Annotated in this window: 20 protein-coding genes; 5 read left to right on the plus strand and 15 right to left on the minus strand. The window is 45.0% G+C overall.

Annotated elements, in window-relative coordinates; all coding sequences use genetic code 11:
* Positions 1-97: 97 nt before the first annotated feature.
* The 5 genes from parE to nudF all read right to left on the minus strand — a co-directional run bounded on the left by parE (position 98) and on the right by nudF (position 4,636).
* The gene (parE, locus tag FLM48_RS18445) at positions 98-1,984 is read right to left on the minus strand and encodes a DNA topoisomerase IV subunit B (RefSeq protein WP_179025669.1); all 1,887 of its coding nucleotides are present in this window, start codon (positions 1,982-1,984) and stop codon (positions 98-100) included.
* 48 nt (positions 1,985-2,032) lie between these two features.
* On the minus strand, positions 2,033-2,611 hold the full coding sequence (locus tag FLM48_RS18450; RefSeq protein WP_179025670.1) for a YqiA/YcfP family alpha/beta fold hydrolase: 579 nt from the start codon (positions 2,609-2,611) through the stop codon (positions 2,033-2,035).
* A 120-nt stretch (positions 2,612-2,731) separates the two neighbouring features.
* Positions 2,732-3,568 carry a 3',5'-cyclic-AMP phosphodiesterase gene (cpdA, locus tag FLM48_RS18455; RefSeq protein WP_028774867.1) on the minus strand — a complete coding sequence of 279 codons (837 nt, stop codon included), beginning with the start codon at positions 3,566-3,568 and terminating at the stop codon, positions 2,732-2,734.
* Positions 3,569-3,580: 12 nt separating this feature from the next.
* Entirely contained in the window at positions 3,581-4,024 is a 444-nt protein-coding gene (locus tag FLM48_RS18460; protein WP_179025671.1) for a DUF1249 domain-containing protein, read from the minus strand.
* A 6-nt stretch (positions 4,025-4,030) separates the two neighbouring features.
* On the minus strand, positions 4,031-4,636 hold the full coding sequence (nudF, locus tag FLM48_RS18465; RefSeq protein ID WP_179025672.1) for an ADP-ribose diphosphatase: 606 nt from the start codon (positions 4,634-4,636) through the stop codon (positions 4,031-4,033).
* Between the two features lie 298 nt (positions 4,637-4,934).
* On the opposite strand from nudF, the gene tolC reads away from it, so the two are divergent.
* Positions 4,935-6,260, plus strand: a complete 1,326-nt coding sequence (gene tolC, locus FLM48_RS18470) for an outer membrane channel protein TolC (protein ID WP_179025673.1) — start codon at positions 4,935-4,937, stop codon at positions 6,258-6,260.
* A 72-nt stretch (positions 6,261-6,332) separates the two neighbouring features.
* Here the strand turns inward: tolC and FLM48_RS18475 are convergent, their stop codons facing one another.
* Genes FLM48_RS18475 through FLM48_RS18485 form a run of 3 tightly spaced genes read right to left on the minus strand, consistent with a single transcriptional unit; the run spans position 6,333 to position 8,531 of the window.
* Positions 6,333-7,094, minus strand: a complete 762-nt coding sequence (locus FLM48_RS18475; RefSeq protein WP_179025674.1) for a TIGR04219 family outer membrane beta-barrel protein — start codon at positions 7,092-7,094, stop codon at positions 6,333-6,335.
* Positions 7,095-7,097: 3 nt separating this feature from the next.
* Positions 7,098-8,069 (minus strand): DUF2333 family protein, encoded by a 972-nt coding sequence (locus FLM48_RS18480; protein ID WP_179025675.1) that lies wholly within the window; start codon positions 8,067-8,069, stop codon positions 7,098-7,100.
* A 12-nt stretch (positions 8,070-8,081) separates the two neighbouring features.
* Positions 8,082-8,531 (minus strand): copper chaperone PCu(A)C, encoded by a 450-nt coding sequence (locus tag FLM48_RS18485; protein ID WP_179026429.1) that lies wholly within the window; start codon positions 8,529-8,531, stop codon positions 8,082-8,084.
* Between the two features lie 70 nt (positions 8,532-8,601).
* On the opposite strand from FLM48_RS18485, the gene FLM48_RS18490 reads away from it, so the two are divergent.
* The gene (locus FLM48_RS18490; RefSeq protein WP_179025676.1) at positions 8,602-9,339 is read left to right on the plus strand and encodes an enoyl-CoA hydratase-related protein; all 738 of its coding nucleotides are present in this window, start codon (positions 8,602-8,604) and stop codon (positions 9,337-9,339) included.
* 21 nt (positions 9,340-9,360) lie between these two features.
* Here the strand turns inward: FLM48_RS18490 and FLM48_RS18495 are convergent, their stop codons facing one another.
* From FLM48_RS18495 to dusA, 4 genes are all read right to left on the minus strand, one after another.
* Positions 9,361-9,717 (minus strand): hypothetical protein, encoded by a 357-nt coding sequence (locus tag FLM48_RS18495; RefSeq protein ID WP_179025677.1) that lies wholly within the window; start codon positions 9,715-9,717, stop codon positions 9,361-9,363.
* A 29-nt stretch (positions 9,718-9,746) separates the two neighbouring features.
* Positions 9,747-9,959 (minus strand): PspC domain-containing protein, encoded by a 213-nt coding sequence (locus tag FLM48_RS18500; protein WP_179025678.1) that lies wholly within the window; start codon positions 9,957-9,959, stop codon positions 9,747-9,749.
* Between the two features lie 143 nt (positions 9,960-10,102).
* Positions 10,103-10,396: a hypothetical protein gene (locus tag FLM48_RS18505; protein WP_179025679.1), complete on the minus strand. Its 294-nt coding sequence runs from the start codon at positions 10,394-10,396 to the stop codon at positions 10,103-10,105.
* A gap of 298 nt (positions 10,397-10,694) precedes the next feature.
* Positions 10,695-11,675: a tRNA dihydrouridine(20/20a) synthase DusA gene (dusA, locus tag FLM48_RS18510; protein WP_179026430.1), complete on the minus strand. Its 981-nt coding sequence runs from the start codon at positions 11,673-11,675 to the stop codon at positions 10,695-10,697.
* A 158-nt stretch (positions 11,676-11,833) separates the two neighbouring features.
* Between dusA and FLM48_RS18515 the strand changes: the two genes are divergently transcribed.
* On the plus strand, positions 11,834-12,409 hold the full coding sequence (locus FLM48_RS18515) for an SOS response-associated peptidase (RefSeq protein ID WP_179025680.1): 576 nt from the start codon (positions 11,834-11,836) through the stop codon (positions 12,407-12,409).
* A gap of 180 nt (positions 12,410-12,589) precedes the next feature.
* Entirely contained in the window at positions 12,590-13,051 is a 462-nt protein-coding gene (locus FLM48_RS18520; protein WP_179025681.1) for a chemotaxis protein CheX, read from the plus strand.
* Positions 13,052-13,095: 44 nt separating this feature from the next.
* Here the strand turns inward: FLM48_RS18520 and FLM48_RS18525 are convergent, their stop codons facing one another.
* The 3 genes from FLM48_RS18525 to dnaB form a co-directional block, all read right to left on the minus strand.
* Positions 13,096-14,370 (minus strand): hypothetical protein, encoded by a 1,275-nt coding sequence (locus tag FLM48_RS18525; RefSeq protein ID WP_179025682.1) that lies wholly within the window; start codon positions 14,368-14,370, stop codon positions 13,096-13,098.
* Positions 14,371-14,437: 67 nt separating this feature from the next.
* Positions 14,438-15,514, minus strand: a complete 1,077-nt coding sequence (alr, locus tag FLM48_RS18530) for an alanine racemase (protein ID WP_179025683.1) — start codon at positions 15,512-15,514, stop codon at positions 14,438-14,440.
* Between the two features lie 145 nt (positions 15,515-15,659).
* A complete protein-coding gene (gene dnaB / locus FLM48_RS18535; RefSeq protein ID WP_179025684.1) occupies positions 15,660-17,066 on the minus strand; it encodes a replicative DNA helicase in 1,407 nt (468 codons plus the stop codon).
* A 108-nt stretch (positions 17,067-17,174) separates the two neighbouring features.
* Between dnaB and FLM48_RS18540 the strand changes: the two genes are divergently transcribed.
* A complete protein-coding gene (locus FLM48_RS18540) occupies positions 17,175-19,391 on the plus strand; it encodes a S46 family peptidase (protein ID WP_179025685.1) in 2,217 nt (738 codons plus the stop codon).
* Positions 19,392-19,503: the final 112 nt, after the last annotated feature.

The raw sequence follows: 19,503 nt of genomic DNA on the forward strand, positions 1-19,503 counted from the left end.
TAAGCTCAACACTATGCCAAGGATCAGTAACCAACCGCTTCTACAATATGTGGTAATCAATTTATACATCATTTAATACAGCTCAAATGCAGTCATACTACAGTTGTGCTAAGTCACCCTTCTCTTCTAACCAGACTTTCCTGTCACTTGAACGCTTCTTCGCTAACAACATATCCATTAGCGCCAACGTATCTTCGGCGTCGTCCACGGTAAGTTGTACCAATCGACGAGTGTTGGGATCCATCGTGGTTTCACGCAGCTGCAACGGGTTCATCTCACCCAAGCCTTTAAAGCGCGTAACCTGAATCTTACCTTTCTTTTTCTCTGCTGCAATGCGGTCTAAAATCCCCTGCTTTTCAGGCTCATCTAGCGCATAAAACACTTCTTTTCCAATATCGATTCTAAACAGTGGCGGCATCGCAATATAAATATGGCCACTTTCGACCAGCACCTTATAATGCTTCATAAATAGCGCACACAATAAAGTAGCAATGTGTAGTCCATCAGAATCGGCATCCGCTAATATACAGATTTTGCCATATCTTAGCTCTGAAATATCTTCACTATCTGGATCACAGCCAATGGCAACGGAAATATCATGAACTTCTTGTGAAGCTAATACTTGTGATGCATCGACCTCCCAAGTATTCAAAATCTTGCCTCGTAGCGGCATGATGGCCTGAAACTCACGATCGCGAGCTTGTTTAGCACTACCACCTGCTGAGTCACCCTCCACTAAAAATAACTCACCGCGCATCGGGTCTTGACCGCTACAGTCGGTTAACTTACCCGGTAGAGCTGGGCCAGAAGTCACCTTCTTTCTAGCAACTTTTTTCGCTGCTCGTAGGCGTTTCTGCGCATTATTAATGCACATGTCCGCCAACAACTCAGCTTGATCGGTATGAGTATTTAGCCATAAGCTGAAGGCGTCACGCACAATCCCCGATACAAAGGCGGCACTTTGTCGACTAGATAGCTTTTCTTTGGTTTGTCCGGCAAACTGCGGGTCTTGCATTTTAATTGATAAGATAAAGCTACTACGATCCCAAATATCTTCAGGGGTCAGTTTAATCCCACGAGGGATCAAATTGCGAAACTCACAAAACTCACGCATAGATTCAAGCAAACCTTGGCGGAAGCCATTCACATGGGTACCACCCAATGGCGTGGGAATTAAATTCACATAGCTTTCATTGAGATAGTCACCACCTTCGGGTAACCAAGTGATCGCCCAATCTACCGCTTCTTCATTACCTTTCAAGCTGCCAATAAACGGCTCTTGTGGCAGCATAACCGCACCGTTAACCGATGCTTTGAGATAATCAGTTAGGCCACTTTCATAAAACCACTCTTGTACTTCACCGGTTTGTTTATTATTAAACTTAATTTTTAATCCGGGACACAGTACGGCTTTGGCGCGCAGTAAATAAACCAACTTAGGGATAGAAAAGTTAGCGGAGTCGAAATAACTTGGCGTTGGCCAAAAGTGCACTCGGGTCCCGGTATTACGTCGACCGCAGGTCCCCGTTACAGTCAGATCTTCTACCTTATCGCCGTCAGCAAAAGCCATTTCATAGACTTCACCATCACGCCTAACACTAATTTCTACTCGGCTAGATAAGGCGTTAACAACTGAAATCCCAACGCCGTGCAAACCACCTGAGAACTGATAATTTTGATTAGAAAATTTGCCGCCGGCATGTAACTTGGTCAAGATAAGCTCGACCCCCGGAATCCCCTCTTCAGGGTGAATATCCACCGGCATACCACGACCATCATCGGTCACTTCCAATGAATTATCTTTGTGTAGCACAACTTCGATTTTTGTGGCGTGACCCGCCAGCGCTTCATCAACACTGTTATCGATAACCTCTTGACCCAAATGGTTTGGACGACTGGTATCGGTATACATGCCAGGTCGACGTTTAACAGGGTCAAGTCCATTTAGAACTTCAATTGCATCAGAGGTATATTGGTTTGTCATAGCACACACAATTTATAGTTATTCAGGCCATGTTGCGGCCCTACATGTCTATTTGTCAAGAAACAAGAAATCACAAATTTCCGCCATTTTATCAGAATATCCGATAAAACTGTGGTCTCCGCCAGATTCAAGGATTAATTTACAACAATGGTATTTATGTACGGCCTGGCGATAGTCCAACACTTCATCGCCACTTTGTAGTAATACAAAAAAGCGGTCAGGATGGAGGATAACTTCAGTATTAAATTCGGCGACTTGCTGTTTATGTATCGGTAATACTTGATAATGCTCATCGGTGTAAGGATTATATTGCGGGCCGATAAATTCATCAAACAGCTCAAAAGGTTTTACTGCGGGATTAACTAACACCGCACGTCCACCATATTTTTCAGCCAAATAACTGGCAAAGTAACCGCCCAATGACGAACCAATAAACCGTAGCGGCTGCCCGTTTTGCAATGCTTTTTCTACCAGCTCGATGAGTAACATCATCGCAGAGTGTGGGCAAGATGGAAGCTGTGGCTGTTCGAAATGAACATCAGGAAAATGAGTTTGAATATACTGCGCGCTAATCACGCCCTTATCTGACAATGGCGAACTGTTAAAGCCATGGATGTAAAGCAGCATATGTCCTCAGAGATAATCATGATGGTGCTAAGCTTAGTCTGCTGGCACCGCTGTTATTATAAACCTCATATAGATGCTAACACTGGCAAGCTATTTAACCAAATTATCCCGCCTACAAGCTTAGTAACCGCTGGCCTCGTTGTCTGGCGAGAACTTGTTGCCAGGCACACGATAGACATTAGTTAATATGTCGCCATTGTCTTTAAGCTCTAACAGTCGATAGCCAGGTTGCTGTGCATCTAAAGCAAAATAGGATGATTTAGGTTTAAACTGGATACACGTCGACGGTGTAGCCATCAGTTTAATTGCGCCATATGTCCCGTGATGAATCTCATCCAATTGTTGATGCACATGGCCCCAAAGTAGTCCTTTGACTTGCGGAAACTGACTGACAAAAGCTAAAAATTCATCGCCATTATCCATACAATGTTGATCTAACCATTTACAGTTAACCAGTATCGGATTGTGATGCATCACAAGCAAAGTATGCTTGTCACTTTCAGCGTTCACTGCATCAGCGATTAAGCTCATTTCCGCGGCCGACATGTTACCACCCGGCTTACCGCGCACGGTGGAATCCAACATGATGATTTGCCAGTTGCCAGCGATAATACGCTTATTACCAAACACTGACTCGCCCTGCATGTTCAAATGCATGATTCTCGGGTCATCGTGATTACCCGGTAAATAATGACATGGCACGTTCAGCGGTTCGACGGCATTGACAAAATTATGGTAGGACTCAGCGGAATAGTCTTGGCTGATATCTCCCGTCGCCAGCATGAGATGAGCAGGGTAATCAACGGCTTTGATAGTATTTAGTACGGCATCGAGACTATGGGCCGTATTGACGCCTAATAGCTGTGCTTCAGGATCAGCAAACAGATGCGGATCCGTGACCTGCACGATTCTCACACTGCCGCATTCAGCGATAGGATAAGAGATTGCCTCTTTCAAAACATCAAAACCTTAACTGTTAGATTGATAAACAACACGAGGGTGGTTGTCTATCTTTAATAACTCTTCAAGAAAAGCGTTAACCTGGTACTTTTCATCTCGGTGATACATGCGTACATTTGGATAATCATATACCGGACGCAATCGATAAATCTGTCGACTAGTTAACACTTCTGCTAATTTAGCATCGTGATAAATGCGAACAGTTACCTTAGGAGTCTCAATAAATTCATTGTCAGCCACGCTCCTTGAAAGTTCGATCAACTGAGTATATTGAGTATTTTCCAATAATCGAACGTCAAGCTGACCAAAGTCGCCGGCTACGCACCAAGCATCCCCAGGCATTACCTCCGCAGGCAACCAAGCTAAGATATTAAAATAATTACGGCCACACAAAGCAAGAAATCGATTAACATCAACACGATACTTGTCTTTTTTGGCATTGATAGCTTTCAAATTTACTCACTTTTTCACTAGCGACTGATAATTGAGTTGTAACCATTGTAAACCAATTACGGTCGATGCATTGTTGATCAAACCATTTTTAACCATGTCAAAAGCCGCTTCACGACTCACCACATGCACTTGAATATCTTCATGCTCTTCGGCTAGACCATGGGTGCCGGATGCTTGGCTCGCATCAACTTCGGCATAATATAAGGAGAACTTCTCACTGGTGCCACCTGGGCTAGCAAAAAATTCACTGATCAACTGAAAATGACTGCCCGTCAATCCCGACTCTTCCATCAATTCACGCTGCGCAACCTCTTTAGCAGTCTGTCCTTTGTCAATCATGCCTGCCACAAGTTCAAACAACCAAGGCGTCTGGTTGGCATCAAAAACCGGAATACGTATCTGTTCAATCAGCACGACTTGGTCGGTATAGGGATCATAAGCTAGCACGACTACAGCATGACCACGTTCAAAGACTTCACGATGCACAACATCGCTCCAGCCACCATCGAAAAGACGATGCCGAAAACGATACTCTTCCATGGTAAAAAAACCTTGATAAAGACGCTTGCGCTCAAGCATTTCAACATCTTGGCTGCTAAACTTATTTTGCATAGCTTGGCTCCTAAACTCAATTTGGCTGCTACTTTACACTGAAACTGGTTGAATACCGCAGATTCAGCTAAGTTATTTGAAAAAAAGCAGACATAAAGTCAAAAACTGTTACACTTCGGAGTTGACTTAAAATTGGTTAATTTCTTAATATCTTAACTCAATAAGTTTAGATGTATCGGGAAGCGTCGGGAAGCGCAAACCGCTTGGCCTACAAAAGGAAGCAAGGCGAAGCATCACTTAACTCAATTAAGTATATTGCTCCTCCAATAGGAGGATTTATGTCTAAGAAGGACAGCTAATGAAATTTAAGATCCGCTCTTTATGTGCAGCCATTACTTTTGCTGCCTCGACAACTGCCGTTCAAGCCGACGATCTACTGCAGATATATCAACAAGCATTGACGAGCGATCCTGTTGCTTTGCAAGCACAAGCTCAACGAGATGCGCTATATGAACAGATAGAAGAAGGCCGTGCTCCACTATTGCCAACATTAAGTGCTAATGTCGGCTATGGTAAAACTTGGAGTAATGTAGATGAGAGTATATATGGCAGTGGCCTTAATGCCGGCGTAACATTAAGCCAAGTTATCTACGATCACAGCGCTTGGGTCGGACTTAGTTTAGCCGAGCTAGCCGCATCGCAAGCAGATGCTGCATACGCATCGACCCTGCAAACTCTTATTATTCGCGTCACAAGTGCTTACTTTGATGTGTTATCAGCAAAAGATAACTACGAGTTTAAAGGTGCAGAGAAACGTGCCATTGAGCGTCAATTAGAGCAAACCAAGCAACGTTTTGCCGTAGGTCTAACCGCGATTACCGACGTTCACGAAGCTCAAGCTCAATTCGATTTAGCCCGCGCTGACGAAATCTTAGCTGAAAATCAGCTAATCAATAGCTATGAAGCACTACGTGAGATCACCGGAATTGGCCACGAATCCATTGATATTCTTGATACCGACCGCTTTGGTGCCGTCATGCCTTCACCCGCTAAGCCAGAAGAGTGGCTGAAAATGGCTGAAAGCAGCAGTGTAGACTTACTCACTACACGTATTGGCCGTGATATTGCCCAAGAAACCATTAGCTTGTATAAAGCGGGCCATATGCCGTCACTTAAACTAAATGCTGGTTATACTACCAATTTAGATCAAAGCAACAGTGCTAACGACGCTACAGACTTTGATAATGCCAATGTCGCGCTACAGTTAAGTATCCCGATTTTTGAAGGTTTCAAAGTTTCATCGCAGGTGAATCAGGCGCAGTACCAATACGTAGAAGCCAGCGAGAAGATGGAGCAGACTTACCGCCAAGTGGTAAAAGATGTTCGCAATAACTTCAATAACGTTGGTGCTTCTATCAGCTCAATCCGAGCTTACGAGCAATCGGTTATCTCATCTGAGAGTGCGTTAAAAGCGACACAAGCAGGTTTTGAAGTCGGTACCCGTACTATCGTTGATGTGCTTAACCGTACCCGTGACTTGTATGATTCGAAACGTCAGCTGTCGAACGCAAGATATGGTTATATCAACTCTATCTTAGCGCTGAAACAAGCTGCCGGAACACTTAGCGAAGATGACGTTATTGCTATCAATAATGGCTTAAAAGCGCCAGAAGCGGTGCAATAAATCCATTAAGCTAAACGAAAAAAACCGCCGGTATCGGCGGTTTTTTTGTGTCTAACTTAGTGAACTGACGATTTAGAAAGTGAGTTCAACACCGGCAAAGTAACCTTTGAATTGGTTGTTCGCGGTCACGCCATCAAAGTCACTGACGTCAAACTTAAAGTCACGGTAACCAACACGCACTTTAGTATCAAAACCAGTGCCGTCAAACTGCCAGCCTAGGCCGAGTGAGTAGTCGTAAACACTGCTCTCATCAACACCAATCATCACATCAGCAAAGCCATATAAGCCCAAACCAGGAATGCCGACTTGCGCATCAGCGTAAGCCATAACAATGCCAGTGCTTAGATCTTTCTCGGCATAACGTACACCGATACCGTTTTGATCTAGTTGATTAACTCGGTATGAACCATGCATTTTTTTATAAGCCGCACCTAAATCTAGTGCCACCATATCATTGTCTAGTAGCTCGTAATAAAGCACAAAGTCGGTATTACTTAAATCGGTATTGGTAGAAATATCACCACCGAACTCTTGGCCATCAAAGTTCATCACCGATTCACCAAGTGACGCTCTTCCACTTGCATCAAGGCGGTTCTCACGTAACTTAAAGTTAGGCAGAATCGGGATACCATGTTCAACGGCGACCCACACACTGCCTTGTGAGTCGGAGCTGTAGTTAAAATCTTGCTGCGGCTGTCCATTTTCAGCAAACGTACCACTAGTATCTGCTTTCCAGTAATCACCACCGACCTTAAATCCAATCAGTGATGCAGCCTGAGCAGATGTAGCGACCATACTGCCTAATAAAGCACATGCTAATATCGTTTTTTTCATTACTTAACCTTGAGTTAATAAGTTAGTTAAATCAATCACCGCGGCATTCGCACGCGATATATAGTTTGCCATCACTAACGAGTGGTTAGCGACAATACCAAACCCGGAACCGTTAAGGATCATCGGGCTCCACACAGGTTGTTGCGTTTCTTCCAATTCTCGAATGATCTGTTGCAGGCTCACCGTCGCATTTTTCTTCTTGAGCACATCAGCAAAATCGACCTCAATAGCTTTCATGAAATTAAGCAGTGCCCACGTCGCGCCACGAGTTTCATAAAACACATCATCAATTTTCCACCAGTTCGTCTTAATCTGTTGGCTCGCATGATTAGGAGTCGACTGACTAGCGACACTGTCACCGGCCAAGTCGGTATTGAGTCTATCTTGACCCACACTGGCCGATAAGCGCTGTGACATACTACCCAGACGCTTTTGTACCTCTTTAAGCCACTCATTGAGATTATCTGCGCGGGCATAAAACTGTGCATCTGGGTTATTACTATCTAACATGCGGGCGCGATAAAGACTTAATAGCTTAATCGCATCTTTGTATTCACTTTCTGCGCTAGGGATTAACCAGCTGGTATGTTCAATATTGAGCTTAGAATGGGCAGCAAGTAAGTCTGCATCAGCGGTGGACTGCGACTGTGAACGGCTAAACTCTTTGCGCATTATCAAGGCTAAATCTCGCACTTGTTCTATCGCACCAAATTCAAATGCCGGCATGTTATCCATCATTACTGAGGGTGGCATCACATCATTAGAAAGCCAACCACCACTTTTATTCAGTAGGGTATCGACTGTCATAATAAGTGACGTAGTAGTAGCATAGCCCACCACTTTTTCACCCGTTGGCGTTTGGAACTGCTGAGTATCAAGCACGTCAGGTTCAACGCTCCACCAAACACTCACTAAGTATCCAATGAGCAACAGTACTGCTGCTATTCCAGCGCCTTTTTTCCATGTCATTTGCATCGCTGTGACTCCTTAATGGTGGTGGTGGTGGTGATGGTGACCGCCTTCCTTTGCCATATCTTGTTTACTGACCTTCAAAGAGATAGGTAGCTGGCTTCCGTCATTAAAATGTAGAACAAGTTCAACATTTTGCCCCACAGGGAGTTGATGTTTTAATCCCATCAACATGACATGTTCACCAGATTCATCCAGTCGAAGTTCACCATGCATAGGCACAGAAAAACTATTTACTTGGCGCATTTTAACTACGCCATTTTCTTCAATCACGGTGTGTAATTGTGCTTCTTTAGCGAAATCAACGTCGACGCTGACCAGCTCAAGATTAGGACCATGATTTTGCAAAACAAAATAAGCAGCGGTATTGGGCACGCTGGCTGGCATGGCTCTGACAAAGCCATCAACTAACACTACATTGGCCGACGCAGTAAATGAGAGGCACGATAACAACAAAAACTTAAACATGTGTTTGAAATTAAGTTCCAATGTCTTAAACTCCTTTTTAGACCCATTTGCCACAACGGAATTTTTGCCAATGAGTACGATTCAAATTAAGGACGAACAAGGGGTAAGGATCATTACGATCAATCGCCCTGAAAAACGTAACGCGCTAGACTTAGAAATGTATACCGCCCTGAGAGAATACCTCATCCAAGGTGATGCAGACAACGCAATTAACGCCTTTCTTATCAAAGGGCAGGATGATTGCTTTACCGCAGGTAATGATGTGGCCGATTTTCTAAAAAATAGCGACTTAGGGCCAGAACATCCCGCTTTTAAGTTCTTATTTAGCCTACTGGATCTCAAAAAACCATTGATTGCTGCGGTATCGGGAGCTGCTGTCGGCATTGGCACGACTTTATTGCTACATTGTGATTTGGTTTATGCCGATACCACGGCTAAATTTCAACTGCCCTTCACTAATTTGGCTTTAGTACCTGAGGCGGGGGCAAGTTTATTACTGCCCCATTTAGTCGGTCATCAAAAAGCCGCTGAATTACTGTTACTTGGGGAGAGTTTCAATGCGCAGACAGCAAAGTCACTGCATATAATTAATGACTGTGTAGACCCCAAACAGTTATTCGATACCGCCTTTGCCCAGGCTGTCAAAATAGCCGCTAAACCGCCGCTATCGATACAAGCCACTAAAGCGCTTATGCGTCCAGATAAAGCATTGTTACACGCTAAGATGACAGCGGAGTTAACTGAGTTTGCTACGCGCTTGCAAAGTGATGAGGCCAAGGCACAATTTAAAGCCTTTTTAAGCCGTTAGAAAAATGTCTTCTGGGCAGAGCTAGTCTACTTGGCTAGCTTTTCCTACTCCCCAAGCCGCCAGTACTAGTAATGCAACCGGCCATATTAAGCTAAAGCCTGCAAACATCATTACCAAGGCCGCACAGACACATAATGCGGAAATAAGTGCCACTAGACTGAATGCTAGCGTAACCCAGATCAGTACCACCAATAACACACCGGATGTCATGGCAATACTCCAAATACTTAAATCGTGTAAATAGAGCGACTCTATTCCAAGGTATAGCGTTGGGAGCGACCAATATTCAACGCTTGCAATCAACAAAGCTATCGTCAATAACAGCAGCGCTGCGCCCAAAAAAGTGTTACCGAACTTGTTGATTAATGTCCTTTTCACCTGACTATCCATGCTTAGCTATTGACCACTTAAAACTTGCTTGGCGCTTGCCACTTAGGCATCACTAAGGCCAATACAAAATACACTAACAAGACGAATGCTGGGTTCATAAAGGTCGCTACGGCCCATACCACTCGAGTCCACTTACATGACCAGTCAAACTTGTCGGCCATCGCTGCCGCCACACCACAAACCAATCGTTTTGGCTCAGCTAATCGTGCAACAACATCTTCAATATTCATTTTATACTCCAAAATTTAGGCTGTTTAATATTACGACTCGACTATCCTGAACCACCTTAATGTCATCAATATACCGGCGCTAAAGATAAAACCTATCACGGGTAACAACAGTAAGGTGGCCAAATCTGTCATCATACTCATACTTACTCCTTGATCATTGCGCTGGTGATAACCTCTTCTTGGTTATCTTGTGTCGCTGCAACGTCAACGTCTTGAGTTTCAAACAGAGTTTCTGATAATTGTGCTTGAATCGATAGGCTCAATTCGCGCTGTGCAACATTCATCACTTCTTGCATTTGGCTAGCTAGATTACTTTCAAGACCAGCTGTGATTTCAGAAACTAAACTTTCATTGGCTTGCGCACTGAAACTGCTAGCTAACAATCCTGTTAATGTTAACGATACTAGTGCGACTTTCTTTACTGTTGAGTTAATCATGGTGTTTTCCTTTTCCATTAGTGATTGATTACAGATTAACTAATACAAGTGGTGTGCCAACTTTTAAAAAACAATATAAACTACTGATAAATATGAATTTATGCTCGATTTCACATCAAGGGTTAGATTGCACCGATTAGCGCGCTAATCATCCAGTGGTTAAAATCACTACTGCCTAGTAATTTTCACTACTTCGACATCCTGTCGCTAAAAAGCGAGGCCAAAATCGCCCATAAAAAAGCCCCTTCGCTTACACAAAGGGGCTATTAATTTGCTTTAAGTTATTAAATATAAATAACTATCCCATCGCTTCTCTCGCTTTATGCACTACATCAATGCCAGGTTCAGTACCATGACCGTTTTCACTTAAATAACGGCGCCAAGCCCGCGAGCCCGGCTGTCCTTGATACAATCCGGTCATATGGCGAGTGATATGATTCAATTTGCCTCCTGAGGCTAAATGTTTCTCTATATAAGGAATCATGTTCTGCAAAACATCATCTCGACTCAGTACAGGTGTCGTTAACCCACATAGCTGACTGTCTACTTCTGCCAGTAAATACGGGTTTTGATACGCTTCTCTTCCTACCATAACCCCGTCAAGGTGCTGTAGATGCGTCTGACATTCAGCCAGTGTTTTTACCCCACCATTGATAGATATGTTTAACTGTGGAAAATCTTGCTTTAGCTGATACACACGTGGATAGTCTAGCGGTGGTATTTCTCGATTCTCTTTGGGACTTAAGCCATTTAGCCACGCTTTACGCGCGTGAATAATAAACACCTCACAACCCGCTTGCTCAACCGTGTCGACAAACTCAGTGAGAAACTCATAGCTGTCTTGCTCATCAATACCAATTCGAGTTTTGACTGTCACAGGGATATCAACCACATCACGCATAGCCGCAACACATTCAGCCACAAGTGCCGGTTCAGCCATCAAGCAGGCACCGAAACGGCCGTTTTGCACGCGATCCGACGGGCAGCCAACATTGAGATTAACTTCATCATAGCCACGTTCTGCTGCCAATTTGGCACAAGTCGCTAGATCAGCCGGGTTAGAGCCACCTAGTTGCAGCGCTAACGGATGCTCTTCTTCGTTATACGCTAAGTAGTCGCCTTTACCGTGAATAATTGCACCTGTGGTGACCATTTCCGTATAAAGCAGCAGTTGCGATGACATCAAACGCGCAAAATAACGGTAATGCTTGTCCGTCCAATCGAGCATAGGCGCGATAGAGAAGGTACGGTTGATAACGGGACGAGACGATGACGACATAAAACCAAGTTCCAAATAAGTTGAACATACACCCCAAGAGATGTGGCCGCGCATTTTACACTGCAAGCGATAAAATGAACACTGCTTGTCCATGACAATTGCATCAAGTACGCCATTACGTTATTACTGTAGGCCTACAAGCCTAACTAGAGCAAATCATGTGTGGACGCCTCAATATCATAGCAGACCCGCTAATTCACATCGTCAGTGATGCACTCGGCTTGACGTTCAATACACAAACCAGTCTAGACTTACGCCCAAGTGAAGGTATTGCTGCAATAGCAGCAAAAGCGCAGCAACTTACTCAAGTCAATGCTCATTGGGGCATTCAACCACAATGGTCGAAAAAACTAATCATCAATGCCCAAGTGGAAACTGCAGCGACGAAAAGAACTTTTGCGCAAGCCTATCATCACCAACGGGTGGTGATTCCTTGTAGTGGCTGGTATGAATGGTCAAGCGCGCCAACTGGCACTAAACAAAAATATCTATTTTCCCACAAGCAAGCCAAACCTTTGTTTATGGCAGGACTGCAACTTATTGACGATGACGGCCAGCCAAAATTCGTCACATTAACCACCAGTCCAAACCCTTGGTGCGCTGACTACCATCATCGGATGCCGCTATTGATTCCTTCATACCATTGCCAGCAATGGTTACGGGCAGAAAGCCAAATAGACAACGTTGATTTCACCGCAACAATGCAAGACTGGTTAACGGTAAAGGCAGCGTAAGACGATGAAAAATAATAAGATGGTGGCAATTATTTGTCATATTTAGTGTTTATACTTTAAAAAATCATGCTAAGGTAAATTCCAACACAACAGCTATCCGCTAAAAATTCGCCTAAGCTTACAGTCTGGTCAATGACGACAGATGTAGACTAAACAATTATGGATGGGGCTCACTAACCAATGAATGTAAATTTTATCAACCCTTTTTTAGACTCGCTTCTTAATGTCCTCAGTACCATGGCTAACATGACATTGGTGCCAGGCAAGCCCAACTTAAAGACTGGCAATATTGCCAAAGGCGATGTCTCTGGCCTAATTGGTATGGTTGGGCCGCAAACCAAGGGCTCGATGTCGATTACGTTTGAACAAGATCTGATCTTTGAAATCATGCAAAACATGCTTGGCGAGCGCCCAGTAAAAATTGACAGTGAAGTGACTGACTTAGTCGGCGAGCTAACTAATATGGTCACCGGTGGCGCCAAGAACCTATTAGGTGAAAAGGGATATGACTTTGATATGGCCACCCCAGTTGTCGTGGCAGGTATCGGTCACCGGATTGCTCATAAATCTGAAGGCAAAAAGATTATCATGCCGTTTACCCATGAAAAAGGGACCGCATACATCGAGATTTGCTTTGAGTAACAACTAAAAGTATCTACAACAAGAGAGGCGATGCCTCTCTTGTGTTAAAAAGGCTGATTAACCATTACCCAAAATTGATTGCCCTCTTCTCCTACCGCTAACTCGGTGCGTACCACCACACTTTCTACTTCAAAACGAATGCCCGCACCCAATGTCCACTTGAGATCTTTATGCAGCTCATCCATAGCAAACTCATCTGCCACTTGTCCCGCTTCCGCAAACAACGCCCACTGCCACCAGGGAATATCATAAAGGTTAAATACCGGCAATGTTTGCAAAGGTTGCCATTTAGGCAACATACGGTATTCACCCCGATACAACACAGCACTGCGACCAAAAAAGCGATTGCCATTATAGCCACGTAAGTAATTGAATCCGCCTAATGTGATCCCTGAAAAACTCGGTGGGCGATGATAACCATCGTCACTTTTTGAGTCCCATGTTGGTGTATCAGCAATATAGAAATCTAGCGCAATAATGTGATTATTAAACCATTCACTTTCACCTAAGCCCAAAAATGCACTTTGCTCGAACTCCCAAGTGGTCCAGCTTTGCCGATCATCACTGCCAAAATCACGGCTAAAGGTCAGGCTAGTACGCCCACCGCGGGTACTGTTTTTGCCGTTATCTCGGTTATCCCAATCTAACTTGAGCTGCAAACCACGTGATTCAGAAGGCAGATGCTCATAACCTTGTAGCTCCTGGGTTTCAGTAAATGGCGTCAGTTCAATACTGGTTACGCCTGAGTTAAGCGGGTTCCACTCTACTTCACCTTGGTTAGGCATCAGACTAGCAATCGCACCACCAGCGCCTCTGCCCCAAGGCAGTACGTACTTCATACGCAGCTTGGTATAACTCTCTTCACCTTGAGTGACCACGCGCTCTGCTTGCTGATAGCTTGGCCCATTAGCAACGGCAGCAGCACCATCAGCAATGTAGTAAATCCCTTGCTTATAGCTACCGCGGTAATACTCAGCGGAAAACAGCCAATTATCCAATGTAGGCAATTGATAGTTATTGGCACCTAAAAAGGTTACCCAGGAGTCATTTTTACTGTAAAGGCCAATACCTAATAATGATGCTTGAACCTGGCCGGCATGCTTAAGGACACCGGCGCCACCTACCGTGGTACTTAACGTTTCTGTAGAAAATATGAAAGGAACTGCGACAAACTCGCTTTGGTAATCACTCGGGTCCAACGTGGGCTCTTGGATGTCGGCAGCAGGACCATCAATGACCTTTTCGCTCGCCCGCACGTCGAGTGTGAGCAAGAGCAGACTGATACAGCAAAATAAAACTAATGGGTTAATCTTCAACACTACATTTTCCTACCGGCTTTCACTCCCTTGTTTTGGGCCGGTACTACAGCAAATTTTCGTTGCTATGTTAGTCCAAACACACGGCAACACGTGGGGTTAACTTCGTCACTAGCTCATAGGCTATGGTCCCAATATGCTCGGCGACCTCTTCTACTGGTAAGTCGAGCCCCCATAACTGGGCCTCATCGCCAACTCGATCGCTGGCATTAATTCCCAAATCGACAGTCAACATATCCATTGACACTCGGCCAACAATCGGCACAAGTCGACCATTGACCCATACCGGCGTGCCCTCCGGTGCATTACGGGGATAACCATCGCCATAACCGATAGCAACAACACCCAGTAAGGTATCTTCTTGTGCGTGCCAATAACTGCCATAACCGACAGGCTCACCCGCTTTATGTTCGCGCACAGCAATCAAGCGACTCATCAGTTGCATCGCCGGGCGTAGGCCATGGTTCACACCTAAATCACCCACTACGGGAGACACGCCACACAGCGCAATGCCGGGACGGACCCAATCTGCTTGAGTTTGCGGCCAATACAGTGTCGCAGCTGAATTGGCGAGGGTTCTGTCACCGGCTAAGCCAGCGGTTAACTGTTCAAATTCAGCTAGCTGAGCTGACGTCATGTTATTGTCAGGCTCATCAGCACAGGCAAAATGCGTCATCAGGTGCACAGGTTTCGCCACATTAGGGCATGCCAGCAGCCTTTGATACATCAGCTGAAATTGCGCGACGCCAAAACCAAGACGATGCATCCCCGTATCGATTTTCATCCACACAGTAACAGGCTTAGCTAAGGATTCATTTTCCAACATCAGAAGTTGTGATTCATGATGTACCACAGTATCGATATCGTGTTCGACGAGTTGATGTAGGTCACTTTGGCGGAATATCCCTTCAAGCAACAGCAGTTTGGCACTGACACCACCCGCACGCATCGCGAGTGCTTCTTCTAGTCGTGCTAAACCAAAGCCATCTGCACTAACTAGGGTGTTAGCGACATTTAGAAGGCCATGGCCATAGCCATTCGCTTTAACCACAGCCATGACTCGGCTATTGGGGGCAAGTTGGCGTAAGCGTTGCAAATTATGCTGCAACGCGTTGCTACTTATTTCTGCTCTTGGAAAGGGTTTCAAACAATAACCTTACTGACTCAGATACACGTTATAGTGTACCTCAACCAAAACATTTAGCTTAACCATCGAAAGGTAGAGGCTAACGTATTACGCCTTACAATAGGCTGATATGAAGCAAAATTAATCTCAGTTCAAGGGCTTACAACTACTCTTCATCAAATTGTGGACCGGCATAATTATCAAACCGAGAGAATTGACCATGGAAAGCTAACCTGACCCTACCAATGGGGCCGTTACGTTGCTTACCGATAATGATCTCTGCACTGCCTTTGTATTCAGAATCGTCGTTATACACTTCGTCACGATAAATAAACATGATCAAGTCAGCATCCTGCTCAATAGAGCCCGATTCACGCAGATCTGAGTTTACCGGCCGTTTGTCGGCTCGTTGCTCCAAAGAACGGTTTAGCTGTGACAGCGCAATAACTGGGATCTCTAGCTCTTTAGCCAAGGCTTTCAACGAGCGTGAAATCTCGGCAATTTCCAAAGTACGGTTATCTGACAATGCGGGCACTTGCATCAATTGCAAGTAGTCAATCATGATCATCGATAGACCGCCATATTCACGGGCAATTCGACGTGCACGGCTACGCACTTCCGTTGGGGTTAATCCAGAGCCATCATCAATGTACATCTTGCCCTGTTCCAGCATGATTCCCATAGTTGATGACACGCGCGCCCAATCATCGTCATCCAACTGACCGGTACGAATTTTAGTTTGATCCACTCGCCCAAGTGACGCCAGCATACGCATCATGATCTGTTCCGACGGCATCTCCAAACTGAAAATCAATACCGGCTTATCTTCATGCATTGCCGCTTGTTCACACAAGTTCATCGCAAAAGTGGTTTTACCCATAGATGGACGTGCCGCGACAATGACCAAATCACCAGATTGAAACCCGGCAGTCATCTTGTCTAAATCGACATAGCCGCTAGAAACCCCGGTAACACCGTTGTGAGGGTTATTGTATAGCTCTTCAATCTTGTCGACTGTTTTTTCCAGGATGGTTTTAATCCCTTCAGGGCCTTCGTTAGCATTGGTGCGCTGCTCAGCGATCTTAAATACTTTGCTCTCGGCCAAATCCAGCAACTCGCCGGAGTCGCGACCTTCTGGGTTAAAACCAGCATCAGCGATCTCATTCGCCACTTTGATCATTTCACGCACCACGGCACGTTCGCGGACAATTTCGGCGTAGGAAAGAATGTTACCGGCACTCGGGGTATTTTTAGCAATCTCACCGAGATAAGCAAAACCACCAGCATCTTCGAGTTGGTCTTCAACTTCCAACTGCTCTGATACTGTGATTAAGTCAATGGGTTGACCCGCTGCAACCAATGCTTCCATAGCGGTAAATATCATCCCGTGAGAGCGGGAATAGAAGTCTTCTTTGACGACTTTTTCAGCCACTTTATCCCAGGCGTCAGAATCGAGCATTAAGCCACCCAGTACTGATTGTTCAGCCTCAATAGAGTGCGGCGGCATCTTTAATGCGTCTACCTGCAAGTCTCTTGGTTTTTTCTTAGGTTGAAAACCACGCTGCTGTGACATTTATTCTCCAAAACCCCTACGAATAGGCAAAATATGATATATATCTGTTGCAATAATAACAGGCGTTTAGCTCGCCTAAAGCTTTTGAACCCACTACAAGGAACCACTATGCGCAATGCACTGTTTTCAGCATTGATGCTTTCATCAGGCCTACTACTGTCATCCTCTTCCGCCTTTGGCGACGAAGGACAATGGCAACCTTATCAGATGCCGGCAATTGCTTCTCAATTGGCGGACAGAGGAATTGAAATTCCAGCTAAACAGTTAGCTGACTTAAGCCAATACCCAATGAATGCCGTAGTCGGATTGGGCTATTGTACCGCCAGTTTTGTCTCGCCCCAAGGTTTAGTTGTCACCAACCATCATTGTGCCTACCGAGCCATTCAATTTAACAGCAAAAAACAGCACAATTACCTAGCCGATGGTTTCCTTGCTCGCAGTCAAGACTTAGAGCCCTCTGCCGGGCCCAATGAGCGCTTATACATCACCGAAGCCGTTACTGATGTTTCAGCACAAGTAAAAAAGAATATAGGTGAAGAGCCACTACAACGCTTTGAGAATATTCAGTCTAACCGTAAAGCGTTAATCAAGGCGTGCGAAAGTGATGATAACTACCGCTGCTCGGTGCGAAGCTTCCATAACGGATTGGAATACTACCTGATTAAGCAGTTAATTATTCGCGATGTACGTTTAGTCTATGCGCCACCTGAAAGCGCAGGGGCCTTCGGTGGAGACATCGACAACTACGAATACCCGCGCCATGCCGCTGATTTTACCTTCTTGCGCGCTTATGTGGGTAAAGATGGTAAACCCGCTGCATTTGCCAAAGACAATGTACCTTATCAACCCAAAAGCTATTTAAAAATTAACCTCGACGGTGTTAAAGCTGGCGACGGTGTATTTGTTGCAGGCTACCCAGGGTCAACAAGCCGCTACCGGCTGACCAGCGAACTTGCTTTTGCTAGCGATTGGTTATATCCAACCGCTGCCAGTCGCTATCAGCAGCGTATCGACACAATCGAAGCCCTTGGCGCCAATGATAAAGAGGTCAAAATCAAATATGCTGGCACGCTAGCAGGCATGGCCAATCGTATGAAGAAGTACAATGGTTTATTAGATGGCTTTAAAGCCACTGACATTGTTGGCATCAAACAAAGCCGGGAAGATGATTTTCGCCGCTGGTTAACCAAAAATAGCGACTATCAAAGCTATCAAGCCAAATTTGACCAGCTCGAATCTTTACTGCTCGAGCAACGGAAATTACGTCAAAGCCGATACTATTTTGACAATGCCCAAAGCAGCGCGTTGTTAAGCACAGCGAACAAACTTTACCGTCTTGCAAAGGAGCGACAAAAATTCGATGCAGAGCGTGAAGAGGGCTACCAAGAGCGGGACATGAAGATGTTCACTGCCCGGCTTAAGCGTTTAGATACCAGCTTTGACGTTCACGTCGACAAAACTTTATGGACGCAAGATCTTAGCGCTTACCTTAACCAAACCAATCGTGTTGCAGCACTCGATAACACACTCAATGAAGGCAATAGTAATCTAGATGCCAAAATTGAGGCGATGTACACATTAACTACCCTAACCGATAAGCAACAACGTCTCGCGTGGATGAATGCCGATCCCGCAGCATTTGAAGCCAGTGCCGATCCCTTTATACGACTTGCAGTCGTGTTGTATGACGACAATATGCAAACTGAGCAACAGGCCAAAACCTTAGCCGGTCAGCTATCTAAAGCACGTCCAGATTACATGCAAGCCATGATTGCTTACTATCAAGCCAACAATTGGCCTGTTTACCCTGATGCCAACGGTACCTTACGGATCAGTTACGGTATGGTAGACGGTTATCAATCTGCAGACGCGCTTTATAAGCAGCCATTCACCAACCTAGAAGGTTTAGCAGCTAAACATACAGGGATAGCACCATTTAACGCGCCGCAAAAGCTACTTGATGCGATTAAGCAGCAACGCTATGGCCGTCATAAGGTAGACAGTGTTTACCAAGATCCCGCATCTTGGTTGTGCCGCCTATTTTCGTGTGCCGCAACGCCTGAGCAATTCAACTCGGTACCGGTTAACTTTTTATCTAGTGTAGATACGACTGGCGGTAATTCAGGCTCACCGGTATTTAATGGCCGTGGAGAGTTAGTGGGTCTGAACTTTGATTCGACCTATGAAGCCATTACTAAAGACTGGTTCTTTAACCCAACTATCACTCGGGCTATTCACGTCGATATTCGTTATGTACTGTGGATGATGGAAGAGGTAGATGGTGCAAACAATCTGATTGACGAACTGACCCTAGTCAGCAACTAGTTTAGCCATAATGTGACTAGTCAATGCCACGACTAGTCACTTAGCCTCAATGCCAATGGCCTGATACACAGACATAAAAAAACCGCACTCGTTACCGAGTGCGGTTTTCTAA

The organism is Shewanella sp. Scap07 (genome assembly GCF_013394145.1).
GTDB lineage: Bacteria > Pseudomonadota > Gammaproteobacteria > Enterobacterales > Shewanellaceae > Shewanella > Shewanella waksmanii.

Excerpts from the sequence above, each read along its gene's own strand:
- parE (WP_179025669.1), bottom strand. The coding sequence starts at position 1,984 with ATGACAAACCAATATACCTCTGATGCAATTGAAGTTCTAAATGGACTT.
- FLM48_RS18450 (WP_179025670.1), bottom strand. The coding sequence starts at position 2,611 with ATGCTGCTTTACATCCATGGCTTTAACAGTTCGCCATTGTCAGATAAG.
- nudF (WP_179025672.1), bottom strand. The coding sequence starts at position 4,636 with ATGCAAAATAAGTTTAGCAGCCAAGATGTTGAAATGCTTGAGCGCAAG.
- tolC (WP_179025673.1), top strand. The coding sequence starts at position 4,935 with ATGAAATTTAAGATCCGCTCTTTATGTGCAGCCATTACTTTTGCTGCC.
- FLM48_RS18475 (WP_179025674.1), bottom strand. The coding sequence starts at position 7,094 with ATGAAAAAAACGATATTAGCATGTGCTTTATTAGGCAGTATGGTCGCT.
- FLM48_RS18480 (WP_179025675.1), bottom strand. The coding sequence starts at position 8,069 with ATGCAAATGACATGGAAAAAAGGCGCTGGAATAGCAGCAGTACTGTTG.
- FLM48_RS18485 (WP_179026429.1), bottom strand. The coding sequence starts at position 8,531 with ATGTTTAAGTTTTTGTTGTTATCGTGCCTCTCATTTACTGCGTCGGCC.
- FLM48_RS18490 (WP_179025676.1), top strand. The coding sequence starts at position 8,602 with ATGAGTACGATTCAAATTAAGGACGAACAAGGGGTAAGGATCATTACG.
- FLM48_RS18500 (WP_179025678.1), bottom strand. The coding sequence starts at position 9,959 with ATGAATATTGAAGATGTTGTTGCACGATTAGCTGAGCCAAAACGATTG.
- FLM48_RS18505 (WP_179025679.1), bottom strand. The coding sequence starts at position 10,396 with ATGATTAACTCAACAGTAAAGAAAGTCGCACTAGTATCGTTAACATTA.
- dusA (WP_179026430.1), bottom strand. The coding sequence starts at position 11,675 with ATGTCGTCATCGTCTCGTCCCGTTATCAACCGTACCTTCTCTATCGCG.
- FLM48_RS18515 (WP_179025680.1), top strand. The coding sequence starts at position 11,834 with ATGTGTGGACGCCTCAATATCATAGCAGACCCGCTAATTCACATCGTC.
- FLM48_RS18520 (WP_179025681.1), top strand. The coding sequence starts at position 12,590 with ATGAATGTAAATTTTATCAACCCTTTTTTAGACTCGCTTCTTAATGTC.
- dnaB (WP_179025684.1), bottom strand. The coding sequence starts at position 17,066 with ATGTCACAGCAGCGTGGTTTTCAACCTAAGAAAAAACCAAGAGACTTG.
- FLM48_RS18540 (WP_179025685.1), top strand. The coding sequence starts at position 17,175 with ATGCGCAATGCACTGTTTTCAGCATTGATGCTTTCATCAGGCCTACTA.